16 protein-coding genes are annotated in these 17,257 nt (G+C 53.4%); 13 read left to right on the top strand and 3 right to left on the bottom strand.

Annotation, left to right across the window (positions count from 1 at the left end):
* Window positions 1–20 precede the first annotated feature (20 nt).
* Window positions 21–1,214, top strand: coding sequence for a purine ribonucleoside efflux pump NepI (nepI, locus tag ACLJRH_RS08820; RefSeq protein ID WP_001004800.1), 1,194 nt, complete (start codon window positions 21–23; stop codon window positions 1,212–1,214).
* Window positions 1,215–1,273: 59 nt separating this feature from the next.
* On the opposite strand, the gene ACLJRH_RS08815 is transcribed toward nepI, so the two are convergent.
* Both ACLJRH_RS08815 and ACLJRH_RS08810 read right to left on the bottom strand, forming a co-directional pair.
* Window positions 1,274–2,656, bottom strand: a complete 1,383-nt coding sequence (locus ACLJRH_RS08815; protein ID WP_023214553.1) for a glycoside hydrolase family 1 protein — start codon at window positions 2,654–2,656, stop codon at window positions 1,274–1,276.
* 105 nt (window positions 2,657–2,761) lie between these two features.
* Window positions 2,762–3,055, bottom strand: coding sequence for a YicS family protein (locus ACLJRH_RS08810; RefSeq protein ID WP_000824215.1), 294 nt, complete (start codon window positions 3,053–3,055; stop codon window positions 2,762–2,764).
* Window positions 3,056–3,251: 196 nt separating this feature from the next.
* On the opposite strand from ACLJRH_RS08810, the gene dagR reads away from it, so the two are divergent.
* From dagR to ACLJRH_RS08770, 8 genes are all read left to right on the top strand, one after another.
* A complete protein-coding gene (dagR, locus tag ACLJRH_RS08805) occupies window positions 3,252–6,050 on the top strand; it encodes a transcriptional regulator DagR (protein ID WP_023136625.1) in 2,799 nt (932 codons plus the stop codon).
* A 218-nt stretch (window positions 6,051–6,268) separates the two neighbouring features.
* A complete protein-coding gene (locus tag ACLJRH_RS08800) occupies window positions 6,269–6,694 on the top strand; it encodes a PTS sugar transporter subunit IIA (protein WP_000214106.1) in 426 nt (141 codons plus the stop codon).
* A gap of 10 nt (window positions 6,695–6,704) precedes the next feature.
* Window positions 6,705–7,190, top strand: a complete 486-nt coding sequence (locus tag ACLJRH_RS08795) for a PTS system mannose/fructose/N-acetylgalactosamine-transporter subunit IIB (RefSeq protein ID WP_001284295.1) — start codon at window positions 6,705–6,707, stop codon at window positions 7,188–7,190.
* 145 nt (window positions 7,191–7,335) lie between these two features.
* A complete protein-coding gene (locus ACLJRH_RS08790) occupies window positions 7,336–8,085 on the top strand; it encodes a PTS mannose/fructose/sorbose/N-acetylgalactosamine transporter subunit IIC (protein ID WP_000380259.1) in 750 nt (249 codons plus the stop codon).
* Window positions 8,082–8,942, top strand: coding sequence for a PTS system mannose/fructose/sorbose family transporter subunit IID (locus ACLJRH_RS08785; RefSeq protein WP_001526325.1), 861 nt, complete (start codon window positions 8,082–8,084; stop codon window positions 8,940–8,942). The genes ACLJRH_RS08790 and ACLJRH_RS08785 overlap by 4 nt, the downstream gene beginning before the upstream one ends.
* Before the next feature lie 3 nt (window positions 8,943–8,945).
* Window positions 8,946–10,055, top strand: a complete 1,110-nt coding sequence (dgaE, locus tag ACLJRH_RS08780) for a D-glucosaminate-6-phosphate ammonia lyase (protein WP_023136626.1) — start codon at window positions 8,946–8,948, stop codon at window positions 10,053–10,055.
* A complete protein-coding gene (gene dagF, locus ACLJRH_RS08775) occupies window positions 10,042–10,785 on the top strand; it encodes a 2-dehydro-3-deoxy-phosphogluconate aldolase (protein ID WP_023136627.1) in 744 nt (247 codons plus the stop codon). The genes dgaE and dagF overlap by 14 nt, the downstream gene beginning before the upstream one ends.
* 235 nt (window positions 10,786–11,020) lie before the next feature.
* A complete protein-coding gene (locus ACLJRH_RS08770; RefSeq protein WP_000749536.1) occupies window positions 11,021–11,950 on the top strand; it encodes an Rpn family recombination-promoting nuclease/putative transposase in 930 nt (309 codons plus the stop codon).
* A gap of 42 nt (window positions 11,951–11,992) precedes the next feature.
* Here the strand turns inward: ACLJRH_RS08770 and ACLJRH_RS08765 are convergent, their stop codons facing one another.
* A complete protein-coding gene (locus ACLJRH_RS08765; RefSeq protein ID WP_000535970.1) occupies window positions 11,993–12,895 on the bottom strand; it encodes an EamA family transporter in 903 nt (300 codons plus the stop codon).
* 505 nt (window positions 12,896–13,400) lie between these two features.
* Between ACLJRH_RS08765 and ACLJRH_RS08760 the strand changes: the two genes are divergently transcribed.
* The 4 genes from ACLJRH_RS08760 to mgtU all read left to right on the top strand — a co-directional run bounded on the left by ACLJRH_RS08760 (window position 13,401) and on the right by mgtU (window position 17,255).
* A complete protein-coding gene (locus ACLJRH_RS08760) occupies window positions 13,401–14,096 on the top strand; it encodes an MgtC family protein (RefSeq protein WP_000392700.1) in 696 nt (231 codons plus the stop codon).
* A 219-nt stretch (window positions 14,097–14,315) separates the two neighbouring features.
* Entirely contained in the window at window positions 14,316–17,042 is a 2,727-nt protein-coding gene (gene mgtA, locus ACLJRH_RS08755; RefSeq protein ID WP_001528297.1) for a magnesium-translocating P-type ATPase, read from the top strand.
* A gap of 21 nt (window positions 17,043–17,063) precedes the next feature.
* On the top strand, window positions 17,064–17,156 hold the full coding sequence (mgtR, locus tag ACLJRH_RS08750) for a protein MgtR (RefSeq protein WP_001082118.1): 93 nt from the start codon (window positions 17,064–17,066) through the stop codon (window positions 17,154–17,156).
* A gap of 12 nt (window positions 17,157–17,168) precedes the next feature.
* Complete coding sequence (gene mgtU, locus ACLJRH_RS08745; RefSeq protein ID WP_252515021.1) at window positions 17,169–17,255, top strand: magnesium transporter protection protein MgtU; 87 nt, start codon at window positions 17,169–17,171, stop codon at window positions 17,253–17,255.
* Window positions 17,256–17,257 lie beyond the last annotated feature (2 nt).

Below are 17,257 nucleotides of genomic sequence, written 5' to 3'. Positions count from 1 at the left end.
AAACGACGCAGGTAACCACAATGAATGAAAATATCGCAGAAAAATTCCGCGCTGATGGGGTTGCCAGGCCTAATTGGTCAGCCGTTTTTGCCGTAGCGTTTTGTGTCGCCTGCCTGATTACCGTTGAGTTTTTGCCCGTTAGTCTGTTGACGCCGATGGCGCAGGATCTGGGGATCTCCGAGGGCGTCGCCGGTCAGTCGGTCACCGTTACGGCATTTGTCGCGATGTTTTCCAGCCTGTTCATTACCCAGATTATTCAGGCGACCGACAGGCGTTATATCGTTATTCTGTTCGCCGTTTTGCTGACGGCTTCTTGTCTGATGGTCTCCTTTGCCAACAGCTTTACGCTGCTATTGCTGGGCCGCGCCTGTCTTGGGTTGGCGCTGGGCGGATTCTGGGCGATGTCGGCGTCGCTGACCATGCGACTGGTTCCCGCGCGTACCGTGCCGAAAGCGCTGTCGGTGATTTTTGGCGCGGTTTCCATCGCGTTAGTGATCGCCGCGCCGCTGGGCAGTTTTTTGGGCGGTATTATTGGCTGGCGTAATGTCTTTAACGCCGCTGCGGTGATGGGCGTACTGTGCGTCATCTGGGTGGTGAAATCACTGCCGTCGCTGCCGGGCGAACCTTCTCACCAGAAACAGAATATGTTTAGCCTGTTGCAACGCCCTGGCGTGATGGCCGGGATGATCGCCATCTTTATGTCTTTTGCCGGGCAGTTCGCTTTCTTTACCTATATTCGCCCGGTCTATATGAATCTGGCGGGCTTTGACGTTGATGGTCTGACGCTGGTGTTGCTAAGCTTTGGTATTGCCAGCTTCGTTGGCACTTCTTTCTCATCTTATGTCCTGAAACGTTCGGTAAAACTGGCGCTGGCCGGTGCGCCGCTGCTACTGGCGCTGAGCGCGCTGACGCTCATTGTGTGGGGAAGCGACAAAACCGTGGCGGCGGTCATAGCGATTATCTGGGGACTGGCGTTTGCGCTGGTGCCGGTGGGATGGTCAACGTGGATCACTCGTTCCCTTGCCGATCAGGCGGAAAAAGCCGGTTCCATCCAGGTCGCGGTGATTCAACTGGCAAATACCTGTGGCGCGGCGGTGGGCGGTTATGCGCTCGACAATTTCGGGCTGCTTTCGCCGCTGGCGCTTTCCGGCGGCCTGATGCTGTTGACGGCGTTAGTCGTGGCGGCGAAAGTCCGTATTACGCCAATGAGTTGATATTGCTGCCATTTGTAGGCCGGATACGACGTTAGTCGTCATCCGGCAATAATAAATGCTTAATCAAAACCGTTATGCTCTGCGGTGGCGGCAAACCATTCTCCGCTTTTTTTCACCGTGCGCGTTTGGGTGGCTAAATCCAGTTGTACAAAACCATAGCGATTTTTATAGCCGTTCAGCCATGACCAGTTATCGATAAAGGTCCACATGTGGTAGCCAAGACAGTGACAGCCCTCGCTAATGCCTTTATGCAGCCATTTAAGATGCTCAGAAATAAAGTCAATCCGGTAATCATCGTGAATCTGTCCCGCTTGCGCAAAACGCTGCTCGTTCTCAACGCCCATCCCGTTTTCGGAGATAAAACAGCGCGGATTGCCGTAATTATCCCGTAGGTTGGTGATGATGTCGTAAATTCCGGGCGCGTAAATTTCCCAGCCGCGGTAAGGGTTCATCTTGCGCCCCGGCATGTCGTAATAGTCAAATAACCACTCCGGCATAAATGGCGCTTGCGGATTCACCGCCGTATCACGGCATTTCACGCGGCGCGGCTGATAATAGTTAATCCCCAGTAAATCGATTTTGCCGTCGGTAATAAGCTGACGATCGCCTGGCTGACAGGCAGGCAACTGATCATAGGTTTTCAGCAGCGCCACCAAGTCCGCCGGGTATTCTCCCTTTAATACCGGGTCAAGAAAACTGCGGTTGAATAACAGATCCGCATGATGCGCGGCTTGCACATCGGCGGGATGCTGCGAGCGTGGGTAGGACGGCGTCAGATTCAGCACTACGCCGATTTCACCGTCGTAGCGCCCGGCGCGCCAGGCGCGCACGGCGGTCGAGTGCGCCAGCACGGTATGGTACGCCACGGTGGCTGCACGTTTAAAATCCACCACATTGGGATAGTGGAAGTCGTACAAATAGCCGCCTTCCACCGGCACAATCGGCTCGTTAAAGGTAAACCAGTGCTTCACGCGGTCGCCAAACAAGGTAAAACACGTTTGCGCGTACCGACCAAACGCCTCTACGACGTCGCGATTTTCCCAGCCGCCTTTCTCCTGCATGACCATCGGCATATCAAAATGGAACAGCGTAATAAACGGCGTGATGCCCTGCGCCAGTAGCTCGTCGATGACGTGATTGTAGAAGCTCACCGCTTGTGGATTCACCTCGCCTACGCCGTCTGGAATGAGCCGCGCCCAGCTTAGCGAGGTGCGAAAACTGTTGTGTTTTAACTGTTTCAGTAGCGTGATGTCTTGCTTCCAGTGGCGATAGAACGTTGAGGTTTCTGCTGGACCGATGCCCTGATGAAAACGACCCGGCTGGCGCTCGAACCACACATCCCACGTGGTCTGGCTTTTACCGCCATTCAGACTATCCCCTTCGGTTTGCAACGCTGAGCAGGCGCTGCCCCACCAGAAGTTATCGGGAAAACGGTATCGCATTGTCGTGCTCCTTGATCGCGTAAATTCGCTCCAGAATACGCGGTTTTGGCGAACAGAAACCGGTTACAGTCCGCATTTTCGCGACCAAAAAACGGAAAAGGTGTGCTACATCTCCGGGCATTCCACCTTGCCGAGAGCCTGCCAGTAGTTATGCTGATTGTTGCGCTCTATCGCGATCATCGCCTCCCGAATATGCTGCTGGTTCCCCTCGCTCGCCATGATTTTTTTCTCCCAGGCTTCATCGGTTAGCGCGCCTTTGGGCGTACACATTTTGCGCAAATCCTTTAAAATCGTGGTTTTTTCATGTGCCGTCTGAAGCGAGCTAAACGGAGAGTCGGCATACGTGACGCCCGGTAGCGCGACAAGCGCGGCAATAAGCAGAAGCGTTTTTCGTTTCATAAACGGTATCCTTATCGGTTTGCACTTTTTCAAGAGTAAGTGTAGACCGTGCGACGTTCACTCATCGGGGCGTGCTATCCGTTGGCGTTGAAGTCAGGCAAAAGTGGGAAGGCGGTTTCTCGCTGCGCCTTCACTTTCTTGCGTGGCAGAATAGTGTATGTTCTGACTACTCTTTTATTTCGTAAGCGGTAGTGTAATGAGACGTATTGAGATCGTACTGGGAGAGCTGGAACGGCTGACGCGCGGGTTATGTCTTGCCGATTTGGCGCAGGAGACGGCGTTTACGGCGGAGGCGATAGGTTTCAATCTTGGGCTGGCGCGTAACTCCGTCAGCAAAGATCTCAATCAGTTATGGAATGACGGCCTGGCAATCAAAAGCCGTGGCCGCCCGGTCTATTTTCTGCATCGCCAGGCGCTGGAAACGTTGCTGGGACGACAGCTGGAAGAGTCTGAACGCGAGGTGCGGTCGGTGGCGGATGTGCTGCCGCATGAAGAGTATTACGCGCCCGACGATCCGTTTACCAGCCTGATTGGTTACGATCGCAGCCTGCGCGATGCGGTAGAAAAAGGCCGTGCGGCGGTGCTCTATCCGCACGGTTTACACGTTCTGCTTACCGGGCCGTCCGGCGTCGGTAAAACCTTTTTTGCGGAACTGATGCACCGTTTCGCCTGTGAACAGGCGAGCGGCGCTATCCCGCCGCTGGTCTACTTTAACTGCGCGGAATACGCCCATAACCCGGAACTGCTCTCCTCGCATCTGTTTGGTCATCGGCAGGGGGCGTTTACCGGCGCGAATGAACATAAAACAGGCCTCGTGGAGCAGGCGGACGGTGGTTATCTGCTGCTGGACGAGGTGCACCGTCTGTCTTATGAAGGGCAGGAAAAGCTGTTCTCTATTCTGGATAAAGGCGAGTACCGTCCGCTTGGCGTGAGCAGCCAGCCGCGATCAATTTCGGTACGCCTGATTTGCGCCACTACCGAGCCGGTCGGGTCGGCGCTGTTACGTACTTTCCAGCGGCGTATTCAGGTATGTATTGATTTGCCGGGCATTCGCCAGCGCTCCGTTGAAGAACAGATCGAACTGATCGTGGGGTTCTTACAGCGGGAAAGCCGCAAAATAGAACGCACGGTCAGCATTGATAAACCGTTGTTGCTCTGGTTGCTGAATAAACCCCTTGAAGGCAATATCGGTCAGCTAAAAAGCGATATTCAGTTTCTCTGCGCTCAGGCGTGGGCATCGGGAATGACCGAGCATAACGACACGCTACAGCTGGATAAGCGGCTGGCGGAGATGTCGGTTAACCCGACGCCGGAACAGCGTCTATTGGTGGATACTCTGTTTGACGGTAAAGCGCGGCTAAATATAGACGCGCGCACGCTGCCCGCATTGAAGACGTCGCTGGCGACCGGGGCGGAAATTGAAGAGAGCGACCTCTTTTACAGCTTCCTGACGCGCGAATATGTTAATTTGCGCAACAGTAACGTCCCCCCGGCGGAGACGCTGGCGATCCTGAAAAATAAACTCAGCTCGATTTTTGAATACGGTCTCTACAGCCGCGACAGCGTGGCGCATCCGCCGCGCTATGGCGACCAGATTGAAGAGCGCGTGACGCTGCTGATTGGCTGCGTAGAGCAGGTGTTGGGCTTTTCGCTGCCGGAAAATCTGGTTAACCCACTGCGTAAACACTTCCTGGCGCTGATAGGCTACGTGCAGCGCGGCCTGATCCCGCAGCTTTACTCTTCCAGTTTGATCCTGGATCGCTGCAAAGACGAATATGACAACGCCGCGCTGCTGTGTCGGAAAATCAACGAACTGCTGCATATTCAGTGTCCGGCGACGGAAGTGGTCTGGCTATGCCTGTTCCTGAAAGAGTGCCGCCATTATCGTCAGCGTATCGATGCCAGCCCCGACTGCGGGGTTATTTTGATCGCCCACGGCGCGACCACCGCCACCAGTCAGGCGCAATATGTCAACCGCGTACTGGAGCGCGAGCTGTTCAGCGCCATCGACATGCCGTTTGAACAGTCGGTGCATGACACGCTGGAAACGCTGACCCAAATGATTCAAACCCGCCAATATCGGCGGCTTATCCTGTTGGTGGACATCGGTTCATTGATCCATTTCGGCAGTACGATCAGTAAGTTATTCCAGATAGATGTTTTGCTCATGCCGAACATCACGCTGACCAGTCTGCTGGAAGTCGGGCTAGATTTAAGCTATGAAACCAGCGATTTACCACAGCTGACGGCGCTCCTGCAGAGTAAAAATATCCCCTGCCAGCTTTGTACGCCGCAGCAGGAGAACGGCGGCAAAGTGCTGGTCATCTCCTGTATTACCGGCATGGGAACGGCGGAAAAAATCAAAAAGGTGCTGGAGGAGAGCTTTGGCGAACTGATGTCGCAAGATACCAGGATGGTGATCCTTGATTATAACGAGGTACGAAGTCTGGAGCGCGTTCAGCAGGCATTGAATGCCAGCGAGCGGCTGGCGGGGATTGTCGGCACTTTCCAGCCGGGGCTGCCGGATATTCCGTTTATTTCGCTGGAAGAGCTTTTCTCCGAACAAGGGCCGGAACTGGTGTTGAGCCTGTTAACGCCCGATCTGTCCAACGCTGAACGCCGTCTGGAGATGGAGCGCAGCGCCATGCGCTTTATCAGCGCGCTAACGATGGAGAGCATCATCAATCATATTTCCGTGCTTAACCCGCAGCGTATTCTGAAAGAGATGGAGGGCGTTTTTAACCATCTGACGTCTTCGCTTTCCCTGAAACCAAGCCGCCAGGTGACACTGCGCTTCCTGATCCACTGCTGCTGTATGGTAGAGCGTATTGTGATTAACCGAAAACCGTTACAGATGGCGTTGGAAAGTCAGCCGAATCTGGACGCGCGCGCGTTTAGTGTCATCAAATCCGCTTTTCTGCCGATCGAAGATGCCTACGCCATCCGTTTATCAGATGCGGAATATTTTTATATCTACGAACTGCTCTATAGCTAATCCTTTTACTGGCGGGGCTTCGCGCCTCGCCAGACCTTTCTTCTTCCTCGCGTGACACAAATTCTGGCACAACCTTTGCTCTTCTGATGATGCGTTATGCCGGATAGCGGCGTAAACGCCTTATCCGGCCTACCGGGAGTGTCCTGTAGGCCCGGTAAGCGCAGTGCCACCGGGCAATATATGCCGGTGTCCTCATGTAATTGCGCCAGGAGGCCATTTTGACTACCACACAACCGTTGCCCCACATCCTGCTGCTGACGCATGGCGGCTGGGGACAACCGCTTTGCAACAGCCTGCGTATGGTCACGGGCGAAATTAAAGGCGTGACGGAAATCGCGCTAATGCCTGTCGATACGCTGGGCGAGTTTTATCAACGCGTCGAGGCCGTGGTGAAAACGCTGCCGGAAGGCTCGCTGATCCTGACGGATTTTGTCGGCGGCACGACGTCCAACGTCGCGGCGCGGCTAAGCGCCGATTATCCGGTGGCGGTGATTGCCGGATTGAATGCGTCGCTACTGCTGGAGGCGCTGGACAGGCGCGAACAAGGGATGCTAACTGCCTGCGTGGACGAGTTAGTTGAGGCCGGGCGCAGTAGCTGCCTGGATGTGGTCGCCCATGTACGTCAGCTACAACAATCACTCTAAGGAAAACATCATGGCCAATATCGTTTTATGCCGCATCGACAGCCGTCTCATTCATGGGCAGGTTGTCACGAAGTGGGTCGGACAATCTCAGGCGAACCGGATAGCCGTTGTGAGTGATGAACTGGATGCCGATCCGTTTATGAAAAATATCTACCTGATGGCCGCGCCGCCAAATATCAAAGTGGATTGCTTCGGCAACCAGAGTTTTGCCGCCGCATGGAAAGAAAATCAGCTTGGCGACGGTAACGTGCTGGTGCTTTTTCCCTCACTGGCGGCGGTGCAGGACGCCATACAACTGGGCTTTGACGTTACCCGCATTCAGGTTGGCGGTCTCGGCGGCGGGCCAAACCGCAAGGCGGTTTTTCAGAATATTACGCTGGATGAAAAAGACGTCGGCATTCTTAACGACCTGAAAAACCGTGGCGTTCAGGTATTTTTCCAGACCATCCCGGAGGATAAGCCGCAGCCGCTCGACGATATCCTGAAAAAATTCTAACCCTTTAATAGACACAAAATCATTCTGGATGCATCGAGGCGGCAACTGAGTGAATCCCCTGGAGCTTACTAAAGTAAGTGACTGGGGTGAGCGAAGGCAGCCAACAAAGAGGCAGCCTGAAGGATGAAGTGTATAGGATAACACTATGGATACCTTACTCTTTGCAAGCCTGATGGGGTTGTATTACTGGTTTGCCCGTTTACGCCTCGGCTACACCTTCTCCGCGATGCTGTTACAACCGGTGGTGATCGCGGTATTTGTCGGGCTTTTGCTTGGCAATATGCAGACTGCGATGATCATCGGCGCAGGGATGCAGCTCGTTTATTTGGGCGTGACCTCAACGCCGGGCGGCAACGTGCCGTCGGACCCGGCGCTGGCGGCCTGTATCTCCATTCCTATCGCGGTGAAGGCCGGTATGGACCCAAACCTGGCGATCGCGCTGGCAATCCCGTTTGGCGTGATTGGCGTGTTTCTCGATCAGCTGAGGCGCACGCTGAACGCCGCCTGGGTACATATGGCGGATAAACACGCGGAAACGGCAAACATGGCGGGCATCATGCGTTGCGCCTTTCTTTACCCGGCATTGCTGGGGCTGGTGCTGCGCTTCCCGGTGGTCTTTGCCGCTAACTACTTTGGCCAGGATGTGGTGGAAAGTTTCCTTAAACTGATGCCGCACTGGTTAACCCACTCCTTTGAAATCATGGGCGGCATTCTGCCGGCGCTGGGCTTTGCCATCACCATTATGGTGATCGGTAAAAAGAGCCTGTTGCCGTGGTTTATCGGCGGGTTCTTCGCGGTGTTGTACCTCAAGGTCGACATCATGGCGATGGCCATCTTCGGCACCTGTGTCGCCTTCCTGATTAAAGGCCTGGCGAAAAATGAAGGAGCAGCATGATGAGCAGTGACGTAATGCAGCATGAACTGGTTGAGCGCGCGCGGGAAAGCGGGGCGCTGACCAAAGCAGATATCACCAAAGCCTGGTTTATCTACTGGCTGGGCGCCGAGGTTTCCAGCTCCTATGAGCGCTTACAGAGCCTGATTTTCTGCGCCTCGATGACGCCGATCATCAAAAAACTCTACCCACAAAAAGAGGAGCAGGTAGAAGCGCTAAAACGCCACCTTAACTTCTTTAACTCCGAGCAGACCTTCGGCGCGGTGATTCAGGGCATCTCTATTGCCATGGAAGAACAAAAAACGCGCGGCGAGCCGATTAACGACTCGTCTATCACCGGCATTAAAACTGGCCTGATGGGGCCGCTTGCCGGGATGGGCGATTCGATTATCTGGGCGGCGGTGATGCCGCTGTTGATAGCGATCTTTATTCCGTTCGCGGCAAATGGCAGCGCGATGGGCGGTATTATCCCGCTGATTCTCTACCCGGCGATCACCCTGGCGATCAGCTACGGTATGGTCCACAAGGGATATACGCTGGGGCGTGATTCGATTATCGGCCTGCTGCAAGGGGGGCGAATCAAAGAACTGATCTACGGGGCCAACGTGCTGGGTTTGATCATGATGGGCGCGCTTTCCGCCAGCTACGTCAAAATCACCACGCCGTTAAAAATTAGCGCTTTGAAAGGATCTGAAGTGGTGGTTCAGCAGATCCTCGACTCTATCGCGCCGGGCTTACTGCCACTGGCGGCGGTATTCGCCATCTACTTCTATCTGGTAAAAAAAGGGCCGCGCTACACCACCATTTTACTGTCGATTGTCGCACTGAGCATAGTCTGTTCGTTGTTGGGAGTGCTGTAAATCATGACGCCGAATATCTATCAACAACTGGGGTTGAAAAAGGTCATTAACGCCTGCGGCAAAATGACCATTCTGGGCGTCTCAAGCGTCGCGCCGGAGGTCATGCAGGCCACCGCGCGCGCGGCTTCCGCTTTCGTCGAGATTGACGCGCTGGTGGAAAAAACCGGCGAACTGGTATCGCGCTATACGGGTGCTGAAGATAGCTATATCACCTCGTGCGCCTCGGCGGGTATTGCCATTGCCGTCGCTGCCGCTATCACCCACGGCGATCGGGCGCGCGTCGCCCTGATGCCGGACAGTACCGGTATGGCCAATGAGGTGGTGATGCTGCGCGGGCATAATGTGGACTACGGCGCGCCAGTCACCAGCGCCATTCGTCTTGGCGGCGGGCGCATAGTGGAAGTGGGGTCGAGCAATCTGGCGGCCCGCTGGCAACTGGAAAGCGCCATTAACGAAAAGACCGCCGCGCTACTGTATGTGAAATCACACCATTGCGTACAGAAAGGCATGTTGAGCATTGACGATTTTGTACAGGTGGCGCAGGCCAACCACCTGCCGTTGATTGTCGATGCCGCGGCGGAAGAGGATTTGCGCGGCTGGGTGGCGAGCGGCGCGGATATGGTTATCTATAGCGGCGCGAAAGCCTTTAATGCGCCAACCTCTGGCTTTATCACTGGTAGGAAAACGTGGATTGCCGCCTGCAAAGCGCAGCACCAGGGGATTGCCAGGGCGATGAAAATTGGCAAGGAAAACATGGTTGGGCTGGTGTATGCGCTGGAGAATTACCACCAGGGCCAGACGACCGTGACCGCAGCACAGTTACAGCCGGTCGCGGAAGCGATTTCCGCCATCCATGGTCTTTATGCCGATATCGAACAGGATGAAGCCGGGCGTGCAATCTGGCGTATTCGTGTGCGGGTGAACGCATCTGAATTGGGGCTGAATGCGCAGGACGTCGAAGCGCAGTTGCGCGGCGGTGAGATAGCGATTTACGCCCGCAAATATCAGCTTCATCAGGGGGTTTTTAGCCTCGATCCACGCACGGTAGCCGAAGGGGAAATGGCATTGATTGTGGCGCGACTCAGGGAGATTGCAGAACATGCAGCAGATTAATTTTTATCGTCAGCGGGTAGCGATTAACGTGCTGGCAAAGGATATCGCCAACGCGAAGGCTATCTATGAAGCCGCCGAAGGCCATGCGGTCATTGGCGTACTTTCCGCGCAGTTCGCTACGGTAGAAGAGGGCGTGCCGGAGGTGAAACGCTGGATGGCGGAGGTGCCGTCAATCTCAGTGGGTCTGGGCGCAGGCGACCCGGCGCAGTACTACAAAGCGGCGATGATTGCCGCCCATACTCACCCGGCCCACGTCAACCAGACTTTTACCGGCAGCGGCTTCGCAGCGGGCGCACTGGCGGCGACAGGCGGCGAGCAAACACATATTAACGCCCTGGTCAGCCCGACGGGAACGCCTGGCGAGGTGGTGATTTCTACCGGCGTCAGCAGCAGCCAGGGAACGCCAGCCCGCGTTTCCTGTGAAGCGGCGGTACGCATGATGCAGGATATGGGCGCACATGCGGCGAAGTTTTTCCCGATGGGCGGCGAAAAGTCGTTACCGGAACTCTATGCGCTGGCGACAGCCGCCGCCCGCCACGGCATGACGCTCATCGAGCCGACCGGCGGTATCTCACTGGATAATTTCGGTATTATCCTGCAAACCTGCCTGGAGGCAGGCGTGCCGCGCGTCATGCCGCATGTTTACAGCTCGATTATCGATCCGCAAACCGGCAATACGCGCCCCGAAGACGTCATTCGGTTGATGGAGATAGTCAAAGCGCTGGTGTGAGATTTATCGCCGAAGAGCGCTGCGTTCACCTGGCCTACAGATGACGTGTATTTGTAGGCCCGGTTAGCGTTACGCTACCGGGCGATAATGCGTAGCAGGCCGGGCAAAAATGTACGTATTGCAGCCGTCAGTGATTCCCTTTCGAGCCTCCTCGCAGGGTTAAATTTTCCTGAATGCTGTCTGTATTTTTGGCGAGTACAGTGGCGTCATCTTATTCCTCAGGTGACGGATCGCCATGAAAAAAAGCCCCACATCCACGCCTCATGATGCGGTATTCAAAACGTTTTTACGCCATCCGGATACCGCGCGGGATTTTCTCAATATTCATCTTCCCCATTCGCTAAGAATACGTTGCGATCTGACGACGTTGAAACTGGCGCCAGACAGTTTTATCGAGAAAAATTTACGCGCGTTTTATTCCGATGTCCTTTGGTCGCTAAAAACGTGTGAAGGCGACGGTTATATCTATGTCGTTATAGAGCATCAGAGTACGCCGGACGCGCATATGGCGTTCCGGTTAATGCGTTACGCGACTGCCGCGATGCAGCGCCATCTGGATGCTGGCCATAAAACGTTACCGCTGGTGATTCCCATGCTGTTTTACCATGGCGCGAAAAGCCCGTATCCCTTTTCGCTGTGCTGGCTGGATGAGTTTGACGATCCTGCACTGGCGCGTCAGCTTTATGCGACGGCATTTCCACTGGTAGACATTACGGTGGTGCCGGATAACGAGATTATGCAGCATCGACGTATCGCGATGTTGGAGCTGGTACAAAAGCATATACGTCAGCGCGACCTGATGGGATTGGTCGAGCGCTTAGCGGTACTTCTTATTACGGGAAACGCTAATGACAGTCAGCTAAAAGCGCTGTTTAATTATTTGCTAATACAGCATGGCAGCACGCCTCGTTTTGGCAAGTTTATCCGCGAGGTGGCGCGTCGTGTTCCCCAACACAAGGAGAGATTAATGACGATCGTAGACAGAATACGTGAATCGGGGCGCAGAAAAGGTAAGCGTGAAGGCGTACAACAAGGTATACATCAAGGTAAGCAGGAGGAGGCCTTGCGTATTGCGCATACGATGCTGGAACAGGGGATCGAGCGAGAGATGGTGCTGATGATTACCGGGCTTTCTGACGAAGAGATTAAGGCAAAGCGCCATTAAACTTTTCCCTCTTCCGCCCGGTCATCGTGATTATCAACGGCGTTAAGCGGCCCGCGCGCGTCGACGGGAATCGAGGGAGATCAGAATCACTGACGAGAGAATGAGCAGCGTGCCCAGCCAGTCCGGCAAGGTAAAACTAATCCCCAACAGCAGCAGCGACAGCAGGGCGCTGCTTAACGGTTCCGCGCAGCTTAAAATGCTGGCCTTGGGGCCACCAATCAGTTGCGCGCCTTTCAAATACAGGCTGAACGTCAGCGACGTACCGATCACCACAAGGTAGAAAAAGGCCAGAATCAGACTGCCGCTCACCGCAAAGTGCGTTCCTTCTTTAGCGTAGAAGGGCAGCAGAATAAGGCCGCCAAAGGACATACTCCAGCCGACCACTGGCAGTGTGCCGTATTGGGCGATTAGCCTGGAAGGCCAGGTCGTATAAAAGGCGGCGGCAAATGCGGAGGCGATACCCCAGAACAGCGCGCCTGAAGAGATCGACAGCGATGTTGGATTGCCGTGAGTGACCAGTAAAAAGGTGCCGATAAGCGATGTAAGAATGGCGGTTAAGACCAGAATGCCTGGTCGTGTTCTTCGCGCTAATGCAAACCACGCTACAATAATGGTCGGCGATAAAAATTGCAGCACTGTCGCGGTGGCAGCATTGGATTTTTCAATCGTGAGCAGGAAGGTTAGCTGAACGGTGAGCGCGCCCACCACGGAGAAAATCAGCAGACTCAGTGCATCTTTGCGGTTTTTAAGAATTGAAAATATCTTATCGCCGTGCATAAAGGAGAAGGTCACCAGTATCAGCCCGGCGAATAACAAACGTATCATCGTCAGGAACTGTGACGACATACGGCTTTGCTCCATGATGTACTGCGCGCAAACGCCTGAACTCCCCCACAATACGGCGGCAATCAGGACGTTTAGCATCCCTTTTCTGGTGGAACCCATTTTTTCCTCGTCATGTTGTTTTATTTTTTTACGTGCAGGCATCATAACAGAGCTATCGCCGGCATTAAGCAGGAATTTATTGTTTAATGATTTCAGACGAGCCTGTTATTGACATAATATTGTCATTTTTTTGTCATAGAAAATATCAAACAAACTTAAACAAATCGTCACTATCCCCGCCTTTGCACTTTACAGAACATATTGACTGACTATAATAAGCGCAAATTCATGCAGGAGTAATATGTTGGACAGTCACTTTTACGTAAATCATCTGGCAAGTTAACGCACGCTATTCCTGCGCTGCTTGCCGAACCGGTGGGCAGCAATCTCCCCTTGTGACGATTGTCATCCCAATAATGTTACAACACGCGCATTGTCGCGAGGTAATCGTCATGTTCATGTTTAAACACGCTTTATTTCCTCCGCCGTTAACACGACGCTAATTGCCTCAGGGCAGAAATTTGTCGTGTGCTAAATATAGCACGTACTTATTCTTCCAGAAAAAATGGAGGAACGTATGTTAATGTTTCCTTATATTTTAAATTTACTGGCCGCTATGCTGTTGGGCGCGCTGATTGGCGCGGAAAGACAATGGCGTCAACGTATGGCGGGATTACGCACTAATGCGCTGGTGGCGACAGGCGCCGCCGTTTTTATTCTGAGCTCCATGACGACATCGCCAGACAGCCCCGGGAGAATTGCGGCGCAGATTGTCTCTGGTATTGGCTTTCTGGGGGCGGGCGTCATCATGCGCGAAGGGATGAATGTGCGCGGGCTGAACACTGCGGCAACGCTATGGTGTTCGGCGGGCATCGGCGTGTTATGCGGCTTAGGGCAGTTCAAAAATGCGCTGGCGGCGACGATCATTATTCTTTGTGCCAATATTTTACTGCGTGAAGCGGCGCAGCGTATAAATCAACTCCCGGTATCCGCCGAGGGAGAAAAACGTTATATCCTGAAAGTAACCTGTAATAAAGAAGATGAGAGCGAGGTTCGTCAGTGGTTACTGAATATCGTAAAAGAGGCTGCGATCTGTTTACAAGGGTTAGGTTCGGTCCCCGCTCAGGAACAGGGCTATAAAGAAATTCGTGCCGAGCTCGTGGGTCATGCTGATTATCGTAAAACGCGAGAACTGATTATATCCAGAATAGGTGATAACGATAATATCACCGCAATTCACTGGAGTATTGATAGTCAATAATAGTTTTTGATTCAATTTCAACATTACGCCAGACGTATAAGGAGGGAATGATGGATATTCCCGAGTCGATAAAATAAAACCCACTCAAAATAGTGAGTAAGCAATAACCTTTTTTATGCATAGATAGTTCTCCCGGGGCATTCACCTTGTAATCGTGAGTTTACTATTCCCTGGGCGTGATATGCAGGAAACACTACACCTTAATTTTGGGGATTCATCATGACTGACATGAACATTGAAAACCGGAAACTCAATCGCCCGGCGTCAGAAAATGATAAGCAGCATAAAAAAGTATTTCCGATCGAAGCGGAAGCTTTTCATAGCCCGGAGGAGACACTGGCGCGGCTGAACAGCCATCGTCAGGGCCTCACGATAGAAGAGGCCAGCGAACGGTTGAAAGTGTATGGGCGCAATGAAGTGGCGCATGAGCAAGTTCCTCCGGTGCTGGTTCAGCTTCTGCAGGCATTCAATAACCCGTTTATTTACGTTCTGATGGCACTGGCAGGGGTCAGTTTCATCACGGATTACTGGCTCCCGTTACACCGTGGCGAAGAGACCGATCTCACCGGCGTGCTGATTATTCTGACGATGGTCAGTTTGAGCGGGTTATTGCGTTTCTGGCAGGAGTTTCGCACTAACAGAGCAGCACAGGCGCTGAAAAAGATGGTTCGCACCACCGCCACGGTGTTGCGTCGTGGGCCGGGCAATATAGGCGCGGTGCAGGAAGAGATTCCCATTGAAGAACTGGTGCCGGGCGATGTGGTTTTTCTGGCCGCAGGCGATCTGGTGCCCGCCGACGTCCGACTGCTGGCGTCGCGCGATCTCTTTATCAGCCAGTCAATTCTTAGTGGTGAATCATTACCCGTAGAAAAATACGATGTTATGGCTGATGTGGCAGGTAAAGACAGCGAGCAATTGCCTGACAAAGATAAAAGCCTGCTAGATTTGGGCAATATCTGTCTGATGGGAACCAATGTAACCAGCGGCAGAGCGCAAGCGGTCGTGGTCGCGACGGGAAGCCGTACCTGGTTCGGCTCGCTGGCGAAATCCATTGTGGGTACGCGTACCCAGACGGCTTTCGATCGTGGAGTCAACAGCGTGAGCTGGCTGTTGATACGCTTTATGCTGATCATGGTGCCGGTTGTCCTGCTGATCAATGGGTTCAGTAAGGGAGACTGGGTAGAGGCTTCGCTGTTCGCGCTGGCGGTTGCGGTGGGGTTGACGCCGGAAATGTTGCCCATGATTGTCAGTTCCAACCTGGCAAAAGGCGCGATTGCGATGTCGCGGCGCAAAGTGATCGTCAAGCGCCTGAACGCTATTCAAAACTTCGGCGCGATGGATGTGTTGTGTACAGATAAAACCGGCACCTTAACCCAGGACAATATTTTTCTGGAGCATCATCTGGATGTGAGCGGTGTAAAAAGCAGCCGGGTATTGATGCTGGCCTGGCTGAATAGTAGCAGCCAGAGCGGCGCCCGGAATGTGATGGATCGCGCCATACTGCGTTTTGGCGAGGGTCGCATCGCGCCATCGACAAAAGCGCGCTTCGTTAAACGCGATGAACTGCCATTCGACTTTGTACGTCGCCGGGTATCGGTCCTGGTGGAGGATACGCAGCATGGAGACAGATGCCTGATCTGCAAAGGCGCTGTTGAAGAGATGATGATGGTAGCCACCCATCTTCGCGAAGGCGATCGTGTGGTGGCGCTGACGGAAACACGCCGCGAGCTGCTGCTGGCGAAAACCGAAGATTACAATGCGCAGGGATTCCGTGTATTGCTGATAGCGACACGTAAGCTGGATGGTTCCGGGAACAATCCGACATTAAGTGTGGAGGATGAGACCGAACTTACCATCGAAGGGATGCTCACTTTTCTCGATCCGCCGAAAGAGAGCGCCGGAAAAGCGATTGCCGCGTTGCGGGATAACGGCGTGGCGGTCAAAGTCCTCACCGGCGATAATCCGGTCGTGACGGCGCGTATCTGTCTGGAAGTGGGTATTGATACGCACGATATCCTGACCGGAACCCAGGTTGAGGCTATGTCAGATGCCGAACTGGCGTCTGAAGTGGAGAAACGCGCAGTATTCGCCCGGCTGACGCCGTTACAAAAAACGCGTATTTTGCAAGCGCTACAGAAAAATGGTCATACCGTTGGTTTTCTTGGGGATGGGATCAACGACGCGCCCGCGCTTCGTGATGCGGATGTGGGGATTTCCGTCGATAGCGCCGCCGATATTGCTAAAGAGTCATCAGATATTATTCTGCTGGAAAAAGATCTCATGGTGCTTGAGGAAGGCGTCATCAAAGGGCGGGAAACCTTTGGCAATATCATTAAATACCTGAATATGACCGCCAGCTCTAATTTCGGCAATGTTTTTTCGGTACTGGTAGCCAGCGCGTTTATTCCGTTTCTGCCGATGCTGGCGATTCATCTGTTGATCCAGAATTTGATGTACGATATTTCGCAGTTGTCGTTGCCGTGGGACAAAATGGATAAAGAGTTCCTGCGTAAGCCGCGGAAATGGGACGCGAAAAATATTGGTCGTTTTATGCTATGGATTGGCCCAACGTCTTCTATTTTCGATATCACAACCTTTGCGTTGATGTGGTACGTCTTTGCGGCTAATAACGTAGAGGCGCAGGCGCTCTTTCAGTCCGGCTGGTTTATTGAGGGTCTGCTCTCGCAGACACTGGTCGTGCATATGCTAAGGACGCAGAAAATACCGTTTATCCAAAGTCGGGCGACGTTGCCGGTATTATTGACGACCGGCTTGATTATGGCGATAGGCATTTATATTCCATTCTCACCTTTGGGTGCGATGGTTGGACTGGAGCCGCTGCCGCTGAGCTACTTCCCGTGGTTGGTGGCGACATTATTGAGCTACTGTCTGGTGGCGCAAGGCATGAAGCGCTTTTATATCAAACGCTTTGGCCAGTGGTTTTAATGATGTTTGAGGATCGCCCAGATGAATCGCTCACCCGATAAAATCATCGCGCTGATATTTTTACTGATTAGCCTGTTGGTGTTGTGTTTAGCCCTCTGGCAAATCGTTTTATAACGAGGTGACGCCATGCAAAAAAGAGGGTTGGACAAAATTTTTTATCAGGTTGTCCTGATAGCAATCATCCTGATTTTACTGACTATCTGGATACGATAAGC

The organism is Salmonella sp. SAL04162 (assembly GCF_046551535.1).
In the GTDB taxonomy this organism is placed as follows: Bacteria; Pseudomonadota; Gammaproteobacteria; order Enterobacterales; family Enterobacteriaceae; genus Salmonella; species Salmonella enterica.
Note: the sequence above shows the minus strand (reverse complement) of the source record. Positions and strands in the feature narration are given on the sequence as shown.